We start from the raw sequence: 13,375 nt of genomic DNA on the forward strand, positions 1-13,375 counted from the left end.
CGCCGGAGCCGCTTGGGCCGCGTACAGGACCAAGTCGGATCGGGGTGGATCAGGCTTGGGGGTGGTCCGGCGGCAGACAGCTCGTCGTCGTGACACGCATGTGGTCCACATGGCGGCGCTTGACGAGGAGGAGAGTCATACCGTGAGCGTACGCCCGTTCTCCCGGTCACCAGAACGGGTGATCCGGCCTGCCCGGACAGTGCCGTCCGCGGACCGGCTACGCTGGACCCGTGGCAGTCGTCGATGTTTCCGAAGAGCTGAAGTCCCTCTCCTCGACCATGGGGTCGATCGAGGCCGTCCTGGACCTCGACAAGCTGAGGGCAGAAATCGCCGTGCTCGAGGAGCAGGCCGCCGCGCCGTCCCTGTGGGACGACCCGGACGCCGCCCAGAAGATCACGAGCAAGCTTTCGCACCTCCAGGCCGAGGTCCGCAAGACCGAGACCCTGCGCGGCCGCATCGACGACCTCGCGGTGCTGTTCGAGCTCGCCCAGGAGATGGACGACGCGGACACCCTCGCCGAGGCCGAGGCCGAGCTGACCTCCGTCCGCAAGGCGCTGGACGAGATGGAGGTCCGCACCCTGCTCTCCGGCGAGTACGCCGAGCGCGAGGCGCTGGTCAACATCCGCGCCGAGGCCGGCGGCGTCGACGCCTCCGACTTCGCCGAGCGCCTGCAGCGCATGTACCTGCGCTGGGCCGAGCGCCACGGCTACCCCACCGAGATCTACGAGACCTCGTACGCGGAAGAGGCCGGCATCAAGTCGACCACTTTCGTGGTCAAGGCCCCGTACGCCTACGGCACGCTCTCGGTCGAGCAGGGCACCCACCGCCTCGTGCGCATCTCCCCCTTCGACAACCAGGGCCGCCGCCAGACCTCCTTCGCGGGCGTCGAGGTGCTGCCCGTCGTCGAGACCAGCGACCACGTCGAGATCGACGAGACCGAGCTGCGCATCGACGTGTACCGCGCCTCCGGCCCCGGCGGCCAGGGCGTCAACACGACCGACTCGGCGGTGCGCATCACGCACATCCCGACCGGCATCGTCGTCTCCTGCCAGAACGAGCGCTCGCAGATCCAGAACAAGGCCAGCGCCATGAACGTCCTCCAGGCCAAGCTCCTCGAGCGGCGCCGCCAGGAGGAGCAGGCCAAGATGGACGCCCTCAAGGACGGCGGCAGCTCCTGGGGCAACCAGATGCGGTCCTACGTCCTGCACCCGTACCAGATGGTCAAGGACCTGCGGACGGAGTTCGAGGTCGGCAACCCGCAGGCGGTGCTCGACGGCGAGATCGACGGCTTCCTCGAGGCCGGCATCCGCTGGCGCAAGCAGCAGGAGCAGACCGCGTAAGGCGGCGAACGACGCATGGGAAGGGCCCGGACACCCGAGGTGTCCGGGCCCTTCCCACGCCTGAACGTCATGATCGGAACGCGGGGAGGCTACGCCGCCTGCTGTGCCACCCAGGCCAGGGCTGCCACCAGGACCACCAGGAGCAAGATGAGCGCCATCGGGTTCAGGCCGGCGAAGGGACCCTCCTGCTGGAGGCGCTCCCGGTTCGCCCGGCACACCGGGCAGCGGCCCTGACTGACGGGCGCGGCGCAGTTCGCGCACACGAGCCGGTCATATGTCATGCGCTCTCCTCCTCTCGTCCCCTTGAACAACGCCTGACGGAACGACTCCGTTCCCCTACCACTGTGCCAGCTCCCGCGACATTCGGCGCGGCCCGTCCGGGCAATCACGGACCGACCCCTCCCGGACCAGGGGATATATCGGGCAACTCCGGACGCCGGGTCCCCACCCCCCGCCCGTTCGCGTATGGTCACGCACACCGACTCCGCACACCTACTCCCGGCGACCGTGGTGCACCCGTGATCCGATTCGACAACGTCTCCAAGTCCTACCCGAAGCAGAACCGCCCTGCACTCAGAGATGTCTCCCTGGACATCGCGAAGGGCGAGTTCGTCTTCCTGGTCGGCTCCTCCGGCTCCGGCAAGTCCACCTTCCTGCGGCTGGTCCTGCGCGAGGAACGGGCGAGCCACGGCCAGGTCCACGTGCTCGGCAAGGACCTCGCCAAGCTCTCCAACTGGAAGGTCCCGCAGATGCGGCGCCAGCTGGGGACCGTCTTCCAGGACTTCCGCCTCCTCCCCAACAAGACCGTGGCCGAGAACGTCGCCTTCGCCCAGGAGGTCATCGGCAAGCCGAGGGGCGAGATCCGCAAGGCCGTACCGCAGGTCCTGGAGCTCGTGGGCCTCGGCGGCAAGGAGGACCGCATGCCCGGCGAGCTCTCCGGCGGTGAGCAGCAGCGCGTGGCCATCGCCCGCGCGTTCGTCAACCGGCCGGCCCTCCTGATCGCGGACGAGCCCACCGGCAACCTCGACCCGCAGACCTCGGTCGGCATCATGAAGCTGCTGGACCGGATCAACCGGACCGGCACCACCGTGATCATGGCCACGCACGACCAGCAGATCGTGGACCAGATGCGCAAGCGCGTCATCGAACTCGAACAGGGCCGACTCGTACGCGACCAGTCGCGCGGCGTCTACGGCTACCAGCACTGAAGGGCTTTGAGACGTCATGCGCGCCCAGTTCGTCATGTCGGAGATCGGCGTCGGTCTCCGTCGCAATCTCACCATGACCTTCGCGGTCATCATCTCCGTGGCCCTGTCGCTGGCCCTGTTCGGTGGCTCCCTGCTCATGCGCGACCAGGTGAGCCAGATGAAGGGCTACTGGTACGACAAGGTCAACGTCTCGATCTACCTCTGCAACAAGAGTGACGCGGAGGAGACCGGCGAGAGCGGGAGCAAGGCCTGCGCCAAGGGCGCGGTCACGCCCGAGCAGAAGCAGCAGATCGAGGCCGACCTGAAGAAGATGGACCTCGTCGAGACGGTCCACTACGAGTCCTCGGACGAGGCCTTCAAGCACTACAAGGAGCGCTTCGGGCACACCGCGCTCGCCTCGGTGATCACCCCGGACCAGATGCCCGAATCCTTCCGGGTGAAGCTGGAGCAGCCCGAGAAGTACAAGGTCATCACCACCGCCTTCGCGGGCCGCGACGGCGTGCAGTCGGTGGAGGACCAGCACCAGGAGCTCGACAACCTCTTCACGATGCTCGGCTACCTCAACCTGGCCGCCCTCGGCATCATGCTGATCATGCTGATCGTGGCCCTGCTGCTGATCGTCAACACCGTGCGCGTCTCCGCCTTCAGCCGGAGGCGGGAGACCGGGATCATGCGGCTCGTCGGCGCCTCCAGCTTCTACATCCAGGTCCCGTTCATCATGGAGGCCGCCTTCGCGGGCCTCATCGGCGGCGTGTTCGCCTGCGTCATGCTCGGCGCCGGCCAGTACTTCGTCATCGACCACGGCGCCTCGCTGCGCACCAAGATGGAACTGATCAACTTCATCGGCTGGGACTCCGTCCTGACCAAGCTGCCGTTGGTGCTGGTCATCGGGGTGCTGATGCCCTCGCTGGCCGCCTTCATCGCATTGCGCAAGTACCTGAAGGTGTGACAAGCGCCCCGTGTGAGGTCCGGCCAACCCGCCGTGCCCCCACGGGGCTTGTCCTAGACTCGGCGCCATGCCGGGACTGCCCGCCTTCTGTCTCCGGCCCCGCGACCTGCGTCGCGGGGCCGTTTTGACGTTGGCCTTCATCGCCGCCGTCGGCGCCGCGGCGGGCACCGGCTGCTGGGACCGCGCGGACGCCCTCGGGGCCGCCGGCGCCGGGTTAACGGCCGCCGGTACGCAGACCCCCGCGGCCGGGTCCGAGGCGCCCCGGGAGGGCGGCACCGCCGACCGCGAGGCCGTCGCCCGCGCCGCGGCCGAAGCCGCCGCCGAGGGCAAGTCCGGCAAGAAGGCCGCCCAGGAGGTGGTCAGCCGCAGCGGCGACCGCTGGGGCATGGTCTACGACCAGGGCGAGTACGCAGCCTTCGCCGACGACCTCGACGGCCGCTGGACCGGCGTCGGGCTCTGGATCGAGAGCCGCAGCGACGACCGCATCGCCGTCGAGAAGGTCCAGCCCGGCAGCCCCGCCGCCCGGGCCGGCCTGCGCGCCGGGGACCGGCTGCTGAGCGTCGACGGCCACCCCGTCACCGGCCTGCGCGTCTGCGACGTGGTCGCCCTGCTGCGCGGCGAGGCCGGCACCCCCGTCGTCCTGCACCTCACCCGGGACGGCGTCGACCGCACCGAGACCCTGCGCCGCGAGCAGCTGCACACCGAGCCCGTGACCGTACGGGAGCTCCCGGGCGGGATCACCGTCATCAAGGTCGCCTCCTTCACCCGCGGCTCGGGAGAGCAGGTCCGGGCCGCCGTCCGCGCGGCCCCGTCCGGCGCCGGCTTCATGCTCGACCTGCGCGGCAACCCGGGCGGCCTGGTCACCGAGGCCGTGACGGCCGCCTCCGCCTTCCTGGACGGCGGGCTGGTGGCCACGTACGACGTACGGGGGGCCCAGCGCGCCCTGTACGCGAGCCCCGGCGGGGACACCGCGAGACCCCTGGTGGCGCTGGTCGACGGCGGCACGATGAGCGCGGCGGAGTTGGTGACGGGCGCCCTCCAGGACCGCGGCCGCGCGGTGGCGGTGGGCACGAGGACCTTCGGCAAGGGCTCGGTGCAGATGCCGACGGAGCTCCCGGACGGCTCGGTGGCGGAGCTGACGGTCGGCACGTACCGCACCCCGGCGGGCCGCAGCCTCGACGGCGACGGCATCACCCCGGACCTCGCGGCGGGTGACGGCGTCGAGGAACGGGCGCGCACGGTATTGGGTGGCCTCGGGGTGGGTCCGTAGTGCGAAAATGACCGCACTATGGCTAAGGAAAAAGGGCGCAAGCTGATCGCCCAGAACAAGAAGGCACGGCACGACTACACGATCATCGACACCTACGAGTGCGGCCTCGTGCTCACGGGTACCGAGGTCAAGTCCCTGCGCCAGGGCCGGGCCTCGCTGGTGGACGGCTTCGTGTCGGTGGAGAGCGGCGAGGCCTGGCTCTACAACGTGCACGTGCCGGAGTACAGCCAGGGCACCTGGACCAACCACAGCGCCCGCCGCAAGCGCAAGCTCCTCCTGCACCGCGAGGAGATCGACAAGCTGGACTCGAAGACCGGCGAGACGGGCAACACGATCGTGCCGCTCTCGCTGTACTTCAAGGACGGCCGGGCGAAGGTCGAGATCGCGCTGGCGAAGGGCAAGAAGGAGTACGACAAGCGCCAGGCCCTGCGCGAGAAGCAGGACACGCGCGAGACGAACCGGGTGATCTCGGCCGTGAAGCGCAAGGAGCGCGGTCAGCTGTAATCTCCTGGCATCCCGTGGTCCACTTCGCGTACCATGGCGTCAGCACCGCCCCCCGGGGTGGAGCACCTTGTTAAAAAAACATGGGGATGATCGGTTTCGACAGCGGATGTCGATGCAGGGGAAGCGAGCCGAGGAAGCGGCAATGATCTCGCTAACCACATGTCGCAAAAAATAATCGCCAACTCCAAGAGCGATAACTCCCGCTTCACCCTCGCTGCCTAATAACAGTGAGCTGAAGCCTCTGTGAGGAGCGTCAGCCCGGAAGTGGTCCCGGTCCGGATCCTGGCGTCAATTAGGGATCTAAACCTCTAGCCCCGGTCACGGGGGTTGGAGGGAAACCAAACAGTGACTGAGCCCGTCGGAGACTTGTCCGTGTGATCTCCGGGGCCGAGAAAAGCGCAGCGGACTGCGCTCGGAGAAGCCCTGCTTCTGCACCGTTGGACGCGGGTTCGATTCCCGCCATCTCCACTCATCCCATGTGGGCGAAGGCCCCGCAGCCGGTCAGGCTGCGGGGCCTTCGTCATGCCGGAAGCGTCGGCGGCATCAGTAGTGATAGCGCGCCTTGAGCACCTTCACTTCCTTGTCGTCCGCCCGGTACACGAGGCGGTGTTCGTCGTCGATGCGGCGAGACCAGTAGCCGGACAGTTCGCCCTTCAGCGGTTCGGGCTTGCCGATGCCGGTGAACGGGTCGCGCTGGATCTCGCCGATCAGACGGGTGATCCGGCGGGCCATCTTCAGATCGGAGGAGAGCCAGAACAGGAAGTCCTCCCACGCGGCCGGGTCGAAGTGAACGCTCGTCACTCCTCCCCTCCGGCCAATTGCCGCAGCTCGTCCATGCTCTTGGCGGCCGACGCCGCGCCCTCGCGGTCGCGCGCGACGGCTTCCATCAGCCGCTGGGCGTTGGCGGGGGAGCGCAGCAAGTAGACGGTCTCCTGCCAGGAGTCGTAGTCGTCGGCGGACATCAGAACGGCGTCACCGTTCTTGGAGGTGATGCGCACCGGGGCGTGGTCGGTGTTGACGCGTTCGATCAGCGGGAACAGGGTCGCCCTGGCTTCACTGGCGCTTATGGACATGGTCCGCTCCTCCGGTCGTGGTACGACTTCACGGTACCTGACTCGTACCGGAAAGTCGTACCGTCTGGCAGATGAGGAGGGCCAGGACGGCTGCCGCCGCCGGGAGGGCGTAGGGAGTGGTGGGGCCCAGGTGGTCCACCAGGGAGCCTGCCGTGGCCGAGCCCAGGGCTATGCCCGCCAGGATGGCCGTCACCGCCAGGGTCATCGACTCGTTGAGGCGGCCCTCGGGGGCGAGGGCGTGGATCTTGGACATCGCCGTGACCATCGTCGGAGCCGTGGCCATGCCCGCCAGGAGCAGGGCGCCGGCCAGCAGTGCGAGGGAGCCGGTGGCCGCCGCCGCCCAGGGGAGGGTCATCGCGAGGGCCAGGGTGATCAGGCAGGTCCGCAGGCTGCGCGGGCGGAAGGCTCCGTAGAGCAGGCCGGCCGCGCAGGAGCCGGCCGCCTGGAGGGCCAGGACCAGGCCGGTGGCGGCGCCCAGGCCGCGGGCTTCGAGGTGGGCGATCGAGGTGACCTCCATCGAGCCGAAGAGCAGGCCCAGCGGGAGGAAGAGGGCCAGGAGGGGCAGCACCGCGCGCAGCGGGGAGGTGCCGTGCCGGGGCGCCGACACCGGGGGCTCCGTGGCCCGTTGGGACGTGAACAGCAGCATGCCGGCCAGCAGGAGGGCGGCCGCCGTGAGGGTGCCCGCCTCCGGGAAGACGGCCGAGCAGAGGAACGCCGCCACCACCGGGCCGAACATGAAGCACAGCTCGTCCGCGGCCTGCTCGAAGGACATCGCCGTGTGGTGCGCGGCGGGGGAGTCGCGCAGCAGGTGGGTCCAGCGGGCCCGGGACATGCCGCCGATGTTGGGGGTGGTCGCGGTGGCGGCGTAGGAGGCGAAGAGGGTCCAGGCGGGGGCCTGCGTACGGACGCAGAGGACCAGCCCCACCGAGCCGAGCACCGCGATCAGCGTCGCCGGGACGGCGATCCGGGCCTGGCCGTACCGGTCGACCAGGCGGGCCGTCCACGGCGCGACCACCGCGGTGGCGGCCAGCCCGGTGGCGGTGACCGCACCGGCGAGGGCGTACGAGCCGCGCTGGCCGGCGATCATCATGACCGCGCTGATGCCGAACATGCCCATGGGGAGACGGGCGATGAGGTTCCCGGCGGTGAAGGCGCGGGTCCCGGGGAGGGCGAAGAGCCTGCCGTACGGGCCCGGCGCGCGGGCCGCCCGCCGGCGCGGGGCGGGGGCGATCACGAGGGTCGAACCGGTCACGGTCATCAGCGGGGCGGAGGTGGTCTGCGGCATGATCCAAGGCTCCGGCGTGCGGTGCCCGGGCGTCCAACACCTGTTCCGGGGCCATTCACCCGCTTCCGTTGTTAGTCTCCTCGGGTGAATCCCCGTGATGTGGAACCCCGGCTGCTGCGCGGGTTCGTCGCCGTGGCCGAGGAACTGCACTTCACCCGCGCCGCCGCCCGCCTGTACGTCGCCCAGCAGGCGCTCAGCCGGGACGTGCGGCGGCTCGAAGCGGCCCTGGGCGCAGTGCTGTTCGTACGGACGACCCGCGCCGTCGAGCTGACCGCCGACGGGGAGCGGCTGCTGCCGCTGGCCCGGCGGGTGCTGGCCGCGCACGAGGCGCTCGCCGCCGCGTTCGCCTCCGCAGTCCCCCGGCCGCTGCTCGTGGACCTGAACACCGACGGGCCGAGCACCGCCCGTACGGTGCTCGAGCGAGCCCGGGAACTCGCCCCGGACTGCGAGCTGATGGCCCGCTTCGAGAGCGGGCTGACGTACGCCGCCGCCGAGGTCGCCGCCGGGCGCCTCGACGTGTCCTTCGGGTACGCCCACGGGCTGGACCCGGCGCTGCGGGCCCGCCTCGCGCACCGGCCCGTACGGTACGAGCCGCTCGCGGTGCTGCTGCCCGACGGGCATCCGCTGGCCGAGCGGGCCGAGGTACCGCTCGATGCGCTGGCCGGGGAGACCGTGTACGCGGGGGCCGGCAATCCGCGGACCCTGGAGTGGACCGGGCTCGCCCGCGAACTGTTCGCCGGGCGCGGGATCGCCCTGGCGCCGCCCGCCCCTGTCGCGATCGGGAAGGAGGAGTTCCGCCGGGTCATGGCCAAGACCCGCCATCCGGTGCTGGTCACCGTGGACTTCCTCGACCTGCCCGGGTCCGTGAAACGGCCGCTGGTCGATCCGCTGCCGCTGTCCCCGCTGTCGATGGTCTGGCGCAAGGGCTTCAGCCACCCAGGACTCGACGCACTGCACCAGGCCGCGGCCGGGATCGCCGCCGAGCGCGGCTGGCTGGACGTACCCCCGGCCGGCTGGCGCCCCGCGGCGCTCACAGGCGCCCACGGCGGCGGGTGAGTGCAAGGTTTCCCACCGGTCATCCGGCGGGGACCGGGGCCGAAACGCGCCGTTCCTACGGTCGTCACCACGGACGCGACAGCTGTGGAGGCGTGTGATGACCAGTACGACCGCACCGCGCAAGGGGGGCCGCTGGATCGAGCGGTGGGAACCCGAGGACGAGACGTTCTGGAAGGAGTCGGGGGAGCGCATCGCCCGCCGGAACCTGATCTACTCCGTGCTCTCCGAGCACATCGGCTTCTCCATCTGGTCCCTGTGGTCGGTGATGGTGCTCTTCATGGGCCCCGCCTACGGGATCGACCCGGCCGGGAAGTTCTTCCTCATCGCGACCGCGACCTTCGTGGGCGCCTTCGTCCGGGTGCCGTACACCTTCGCCGTCGCCCGGTTCGGCGGCCGGAACTGGACGGTCGTCAGCGCCCTGCTGCTGCTCGCGCCGACGGTGGCCGCACTGGTCGTCATGGAGCCCGGGACCTCGTACGGGACCTTCCTGGCGGTGGCCGCCCTGACGGGCGTGGGCGGCGGGAACTTCGCCTCCTCCATGACCAACATCAACGCCTTCTTCCCGCTGCGCAAGAAGGGCTGGGCGCTCGGCCTGAACGCGGGCGGCGGCAACATCGGCGTGCCCGTGGTGCAGCTCGTCGCCCTGCTGGTCATCGGTACCGCCGGGGCCGGACACCCGAGGCTGCTCCTGGCGGTCTACCTGCCGCTGATCGTGACCGCGGCCGCGCTGGCCCTGCTGCGGATGGACAACCTGGCTCCCGTACGCAACGACGCGGGCGCCGTCCGCGAGGCGGCCCGGGACGCCCACACCTGGATCATGGCCTTCCTCTACATCGGCACCTTCGGGTCCTTCATCGGCTACAGCTTCGCCTTCGGGCTCGTGCTCCAGACGCAGTTCGGCCGCACCCCGCTGCAGGCCGCCTCGCTCACCTTCATCGGCCCGTTGCTCGGCTCGCTGATCCGGCCCGTCGGCGGCGCCCTCGCGGACCGGTTCGGCGGGGCGCGGATCACCCTGGCGACGTTCGTCGCGATGGCCGCCGCGACCGGGGTCGTCGTCTACGCCTCCGGCCAGAAGTCGCTGTCGGTCTTCCTCGTCGGCTTCGTGGCCCTGTTCGTGCTGAGCGGGCTGGGCAACGGCTCCACGTACAAGATGATCCCCGGCATCTTCCAGGCCAAGGGGCTCGCGCGGGGCATGGGCGCCGAGGCCGCGGCCGCGTACGGGCGCCGGCTGTCCGGGGCCGCCATGGGGCTCATCGGCGCGGTGGGCGCACTCGGTGGACTCGGCATCAACCTGGTGTTCCGGGAGGCGTTCTCGACCTCCGGGTCCGGGACGGCCGCCTTCGTCACCTTCCTCGGCTTCTACGCGGTGTGCTGCGCGGTGACGTGGGCGGTATACCTTCGCCGGCCCGCCCCCGCGGAGCTCCCGGCGGCCGGGGCCGGGGCGAAGCCGCAGCTCACCTCGGTGTAACGGCGGTTTACGGGCACGAAATACGACGGAACCGAGCCTGACACGCCGACTTGACAGGCTCGGTCCCGTTCACGCGACACGTGATGCGCGATGTGATACCGACCCACTGGGCAAGGCAGGTCACCATGGACGACACGCACACCGGCACCGCCCCGACGGCGGGCCCGCTGGCGGGATTCACCGTGGGAGTCACCGCAGCCCGGCGGGCGGACGAGCTGATCGCCCTGCTGCGCCGGCGGGGCGCCACGGTCCTGCACGCCCCGGCCCTGCGGATCGTGCCGCTGGCCGACGACAGCGAACTGCTCGCCGCCACGAAGGAACTGATCGACTGCGCACCGGACACGGTGGTCGCCACCACCGCGATCGGATTCCGCGGCTGGATCGAGGCCGCCGACGGGTGGGGCATCGGCGAGGAGCTGCTCGCGCGGCTGCGGGCCGCCGAACTGCTCGCGCGCGGACCGAAGGTGAAGGGCGCCGTCCGGGCCGCCGGGCTGGTGGAGACCTGGTCCCCGGAATCGGAGTCCCTCGCCGAGGTGCTCGACCGGATGCTCACCGCCGGGGTCGCCGGGCGGCGCATCGCGCTCCAGCTGCACGGGGAACCGCTGCCCGGGTTCGTCGAGGCGCTGCGGGCCGGCGGGGCCGAAGTGGTCGTGGTCCCGGTGTACCGGTGGATGGCCCCGGAGGACCTCGGGCCGCTGGACCGGCTGCTGGACGCGGTGGCCTGCGGCGGGGTCGACGCGGTGAGCTTCACCTCGGCTCCGGCGGCCGCCTCGCTGCTGTCCCGGGCGGAGCAGCGGGGGATGGCGGAGGCCGTGCTCGCGGGGCTGCGGGGGGACGTGCTGTCGGCGTGCGTGGGGCCGGTGACCGCGCTGCCGCTGCAGGCGCGCGGCGTGGACACCGTGCAGCCGGAGCGGTTCCGGCTGGGCCCGCTCGTGCAGCTGCTGTGCCAGGAGCTGCCGGGGCGCGCCCGGGTACTGCCGGTGGCGGGGCACCGGATGGAGATCCGGGGGCACGGGGTGCTCCTGGACGCGGAGCTGCGGCCGGTGCCGCCGGCGGGGATGGCCCTGCTGCGGGCGCTGGCGCGCAGGCCTGGGTGGGTGGTGGCGCGGCCGGAGCTGCTGCGGGTGCTGCCGGGGGCGGGGCGGGACGAGCACGCCGTGGAGACGGCGATGGCGCGGTTGCGGGGGGCGCTGGGCGTGCCGAATCTGATCCAGACGGTGGTGAAGAGGGGGTACCGGTTGGCGCTGGACGCGGGTGAGTGCGCCAGTGGCTCCGCCGGTTGAACGGGCTCGGGTGCGGCGCCGTCGCCGGGGGCTCCGCCCCGGACCCCGCGCCTCGAACGCCGGCGGGCCGGATGCGGCCCAGCCCCGTCGGCGGGGCTGATTTTCGTCTTCGGCGCTGCAATGATGCGGGCATGATCATTGACGGGGTGGAGATGCGGGGCGTCGAGGTCGGGGACGCCGGGGGGCTGGCCGATGTGCTGGCGCGGAACCGGGCGTACATGGCGCCCTTCGAGCCGTGGCGGTCCGAGGTGTTCTTCACCAAGGAGGGCCAGGTCGCCCGGATCGAGGCGCTGCTCGCCGAGCGCGACGGCGGTCGCCTCGCGCCGTACGTGCTCGTCGAGGCCGCCACCGGCGCGCCCGTCGGGACGATCAACCTCGGCAGCATCTCCCTCGGGCCCTTCCGCAGCGGCGGCGTCGGCTACTGGGTCGACCAGGCCTGGGCCGGCAAGGGGCTGGCCACCGCCGCCCTGGAGGAGGTCTGCCGGATCGCCCGCGACGAGATCGGGCTGCACCGCGTCGAGGCCGGGACCCTGGTCGACAACGTGGCGTCGCAGCGCGTCCTGGCCAAGGCCGGGTTCGAGCAGTACGGCCTCGCGCCCCGCTACCTGCACATCAACGGCGCCTGGCGCGACCACCGCCTCTTCCAGCGCATCCTGCACGACGACCCGCCGCTCTAGTCTTCTGAGTCTTGAGTTCTGTTCAGATGTGTAGGCTTGGCCTATGGCGCGGATGGGGCGGCCGAAGGCCGAGTTGACGCTGTCGGACGAGGAACGGGCCGCACTGGAGGGGTGGGTGCGGCGTCGTTCCACGCCGCAGGCGTGGGCTTTGAGGTGCCGGATCATCCTGGCCTGCGCCGAGGGCGTCTCGAACAAGGATGTGGCCGTCCGTCTCGGATCGACGCCTCATGCGGTCGGCCGTTGGCGGGCCCGTTTCGTGCAGTACCGGATCGCGGGCCTGGGAGACATGCCGCGTTCCGGCGGCCCCAGGTCGGTGACGGATGAGCAGGTGGCCGCAGTGGTCACCAGGACGTTGGAGTCCACGCCGAAGAACGCAACGCACTGGTCGACGCGGTCGATGGCGAAGGAAATGGGCCTGTCCCAGTCCTCGGTCTCACGGATCTGGCGGGCGTTCGGCCTGCAGCCGCACCGGTCGGAGACGTTCAAGCTGTCGACCGATCCCTACTTCGTCGACAAGGTCCACGATGTCGTCGGCCTCTACCTGGACCCTCCCGAGCGGGCGCTGGTGTTCTGCGTGGATGAGAAATCGCAGATCCAGGCCCTGGACCGGTCCCAGCCAGTGCTGCCGATGATGCCAGGAGTCCCGGAGCGGTCAACGCACGACTACGTCCGCGCCGGCACGACCACCCTGTTCGCCGCACTCAACGTGGCCACCGGCAAGGTGATCGGCTCCCTGCATCGCCGGCATCGCGCCGAGGAGTTCAAGAAGTTCCTGGTCAAGCTCGACAAGGAAGTGCCTGCCGGTCTGGACGTCCACCTGATCTGCGACAACTACGCCACCCACAAGACGCCGGACATCAAGAAGTGGCTGCTCGGCCACCCCCGGTTCCACCTGCACTTCACGCCGACCGGGTCGTCCTGGCTGAACCTGGTGGAGCGATGGTTCGCCGAACTCACCAACAAGCAGATACGGCGAGGCGTCCACAAGTCCGTCCAGGCCCTCGAGAAGGACATCCGTGACTGGATCGCCGCTTGGAACACCGACCCCAAGCCCTACGTCTGGACCAAGACTGCAGACGAGATCCTCGAACGCCTCGCCAGCTTTCTGAACAGAATTCCCGACTCAGAAGACTAGGGGGTGTCGTCAAAGTCCCTCCCCCAGCTACCGCTGGGAGGTGCCCCCAGGCCGGCGGGGTCTGGCACGCGCGCCCTGGCCCCCGTACGGGGGGTTCCGCATCGAAGCGGCGCGCGGCACTCTGAGA

The 13,375-nt window shown here is 70.6% G+C and carries 14 protein-coding genes and 1 other RNA gene; 11 read left to right on the forward strand and 4 right to left on the reverse strand.

Annotated features, from left to right (window positions below):
- Nucleotides 1-230 precede the first annotated feature (230 nt).
- Entirely contained in the window at nt 231-1,340 is a 1,110-nt protein-coding gene (prfB, locus tag AB5J51_RS24470; RefSeq protein WP_133897895.1) for a peptide chain release factor 2, read from the forward strand.
- 89 nt (nt 1,341-1,429) lie between these two features.
- Here prfB and AB5J51_RS24475 read toward each other — a convergent pair whose 3' ends face one another.
- Nucleotides 1,430-1,621: a hypothetical protein gene (locus AB5J51_RS24475; RefSeq protein WP_053784895.1), complete on the reverse strand. Its 192-nt coding sequence runs from the start codon at nt 1,619-1,621 to the stop codon at nt 1,430-1,432.
- Nucleotides 1,622-1,858: 237 nt separating this feature from the next.
- Between AB5J51_RS24475 and ftsE the strand changes: the two genes are divergently transcribed.
- The 5 genes from ftsE (at nt 1,859) to ssrA (ending at nt 5,742) form a co-directional block, all read left to right on the forward strand.
- The gene (gene ftsE, locus AB5J51_RS24480) at nt 1,859-2,548 is read left to right on the forward strand and encodes a cell division ATP-binding protein FtsE (protein ID WP_030161344.1); all 690 of its coding nucleotides are present in this window, start codon (nt 1,859-1,861) and stop codon (nt 2,546-2,548) included.
- A 16-nt stretch (nt 2,549-2,564) separates the two neighbouring features.
- Nucleotides 2,565-3,497, forward strand: coding sequence for a permease-like cell division protein FtsX (gene ftsX, locus AB5J51_RS24485; RefSeq protein ID WP_053784894.1), 933 nt, complete (start codon nt 2,565-2,567; stop codon nt 3,495-3,497).
- 67 nt (nt 3,498-3,564) lie between these two features.
- Nucleotides 3,565-4,767: a S41 family peptidase gene (locus AB5J51_RS24490; protein ID WP_369778648.1), complete on the forward strand. Its 1,203-nt coding sequence runs from the start codon at nt 3,565-3,567 to the stop codon at nt 4,765-4,767.
- Nucleotides 4,768-4,785: 18 nt separating this feature from the next.
- The gene (smpB, locus tag AB5J51_RS24495; RefSeq protein ID WP_030161337.1) at nt 4,786-5,271 is read left to right on the forward strand and encodes an SsrA-binding protein SmpB; all 486 of its coding nucleotides are present in this window, start codon (nt 4,786-4,788) and stop codon (nt 5,269-5,271) included.
- Between the two features lie 82 nt (nt 5,272-5,353).
- Nucleotides 5,354-5,742: a transfer-messenger RNA gene (gene ssrA, locus AB5J51_RS24500) on the forward strand.
- Nucleotides 5,743-5,814: 72 nt separating this feature from the next.
- Here the strand turns inward: ssrA and AB5J51_RS24505 are convergent.
- Genes AB5J51_RS24505 through AB5J51_RS24515 form a run of 3 tightly spaced genes read right to left on the reverse strand, consistent with a single transcriptional unit; the run spans nt 5,815 to nt 7,629 of the window.
- Complete coding sequence (locus AB5J51_RS24505) at nt 5,815-6,072, reverse strand: Txe/YoeB family addiction module toxin (protein WP_053784892.1); 258 nt, start codon at nt 6,070-6,072, stop codon at nt 5,815-5,817.
- Entirely contained in the window at nt 6,069-6,344 is a 276-nt protein-coding gene (locus AB5J51_RS24510; RefSeq protein ID WP_136225375.1) for a type II toxin-antitoxin system Phd/YefM family antitoxin, read from the reverse strand. The genes AB5J51_RS24505 and AB5J51_RS24510 overlap by 4 nt, the downstream gene beginning before the upstream one ends.
- 28 nt (nt 6,345-6,372) lie before the next feature.
- A complete protein-coding gene (locus AB5J51_RS24515; RefSeq protein WP_053784890.1) occupies nt 6,373-7,629 on the reverse strand; it encodes an MFS transporter in 1,257 nt (418 codons plus the stop codon).
- Between the two features lie 84 nt (nt 7,630-7,713).
- Here AB5J51_RS24515 and AB5J51_RS24520 point away from each other — a divergent pair, with 84 nt between their 5' ends.
- The 5 genes from AB5J51_RS24520 (at nt 7,714) to AB5J51_RS24540 (ending at nt 13,248) form a co-directional block, all read left to right on the forward strand.
- On the forward strand, nt 7,714-8,685 hold the full coding sequence (locus AB5J51_RS24520; RefSeq protein WP_369778649.1) for a LysR family transcriptional regulator: 972 nt from the start codon (nt 7,714-7,716) through the stop codon (nt 8,683-8,685).
- Between the two features lie 97 nt (nt 8,686-8,782).
- Entirely contained in the window at nt 8,783-10,153 is a 1,371-nt protein-coding gene (locus AB5J51_RS24525) for a NarK/NasA family nitrate transporter (RefSeq protein ID WP_053784888.1), read from the forward strand.
- A 125-nt stretch (nt 10,154-10,278) separates the two neighbouring features.
- Nucleotides 10,279-11,436 carry a uroporphyrinogen-III synthase gene (locus AB5J51_RS24530; RefSeq protein WP_053784887.1) on the forward strand — a complete coding sequence of 386 codons (1,158 nt, stop codon included), beginning with the start codon at nt 10,279-10,281 and terminating at the stop codon, nt 11,434-11,436.
- A 131-nt stretch (nt 11,437-11,567) separates the two neighbouring features.
- On the forward strand, nt 11,568-12,113 hold the full coding sequence (locus tag AB5J51_RS24535; RefSeq protein ID WP_136225379.1) for a GNAT family N-acetyltransferase: 546 nt from the start codon (nt 11,568-11,570) through the stop codon (nt 12,111-12,113).
- A gap of 52 nt (nt 12,114-12,165) precedes the next feature.
- A complete protein-coding gene (locus AB5J51_RS24540) occupies nt 12,166-13,248 on the forward strand; it encodes an IS630 family transposase (RefSeq protein ID WP_369780307.1) in 1,083 nt (360 codons plus the stop codon).
- Nucleotides 13,249-13,375: the final 127 nt, after the last annotated feature.

Origin of the sequence: Streptomyces sp. R33, from assembly GCF_041200175.1 — a bacterium.
GTDB classification, from domain to species: domain Bacteria; phylum Actinomycetota; class Actinomycetes; order Streptomycetales; family Streptomycetaceae; genus Streptomyces; species Streptomyces katrae_B.

What these genes read in the sequence shown, in the direction of transcription:
- AB5J51_RS24475 (WP_053784895.1), bottom strand. Translation starts at nt 1,621, where the DNA reads ATGACATATGACCGGCTCGTGTGCGCGAACTGCGCCGCGCCCGTCAGT.
- ftsX (WP_053784894.1), top strand. Translation starts at nt 2,565, where the DNA reads ATGCGCGCCCAGTTCGTCATGTCGGAGATCGGCGTCGGTCTCCGTCGC.
- AB5J51_RS24490 (WP_369778648.1), top strand. Translation starts at nt 3,565, where the DNA reads ATGCCGGGACTGCCCGCCTTCTGTCTCCGGCCCCGCGACCTGCGTCGC.
- smpB (WP_030161337.1), top strand. Translation starts at nt 4,786, where the DNA reads ATGGCTAAGGAAAAAGGGCGCAAGCTGATCGCCCAGAACAAGAAGGCA.
- AB5J51_RS24510 (WP_136225375.1), bottom strand. Translation starts at nt 6,344, where the DNA reads ATGTCCATAAGCGCCAGTGAAGCCAGGGCGACCCTGTTCCCGCTGATC.
- AB5J51_RS24515 (WP_053784890.1), bottom strand. Translation starts at nt 7,629, where the DNA reads ATGCCGCAGACCACCTCCGCCCCGCTGATGACCGTGACCGGTTCGACC.
- AB5J51_RS24525 (WP_053784888.1), top strand. Translation starts at nt 8,783, where the DNA reads ATGACCAGTACGACCGCACCGCGCAAGGGGGGCCGCTGGATCGAGCGG.
- AB5J51_RS24530 (WP_053784887.1), top strand. Translation starts at nt 10,279, where the DNA reads ATGGACGACACGCACACCGGCACCGCCCCGACGGCGGGCCCGCTGGCG.
- AB5J51_RS24535 (WP_136225379.1), top strand. Translation starts at nt 11,568, where the DNA reads ATGATCATTGACGGGGTGGAGATGCGGGGCGTCGAGGTCGGGGACGCC.
- AB5J51_RS24540 (WP_369780307.1), top strand. Translation starts at nt 12,166, where the DNA reads ATGGGGCGGCCGAAGGCCGAGTTGACGCTGTCGGACGAGGAACGGGCC.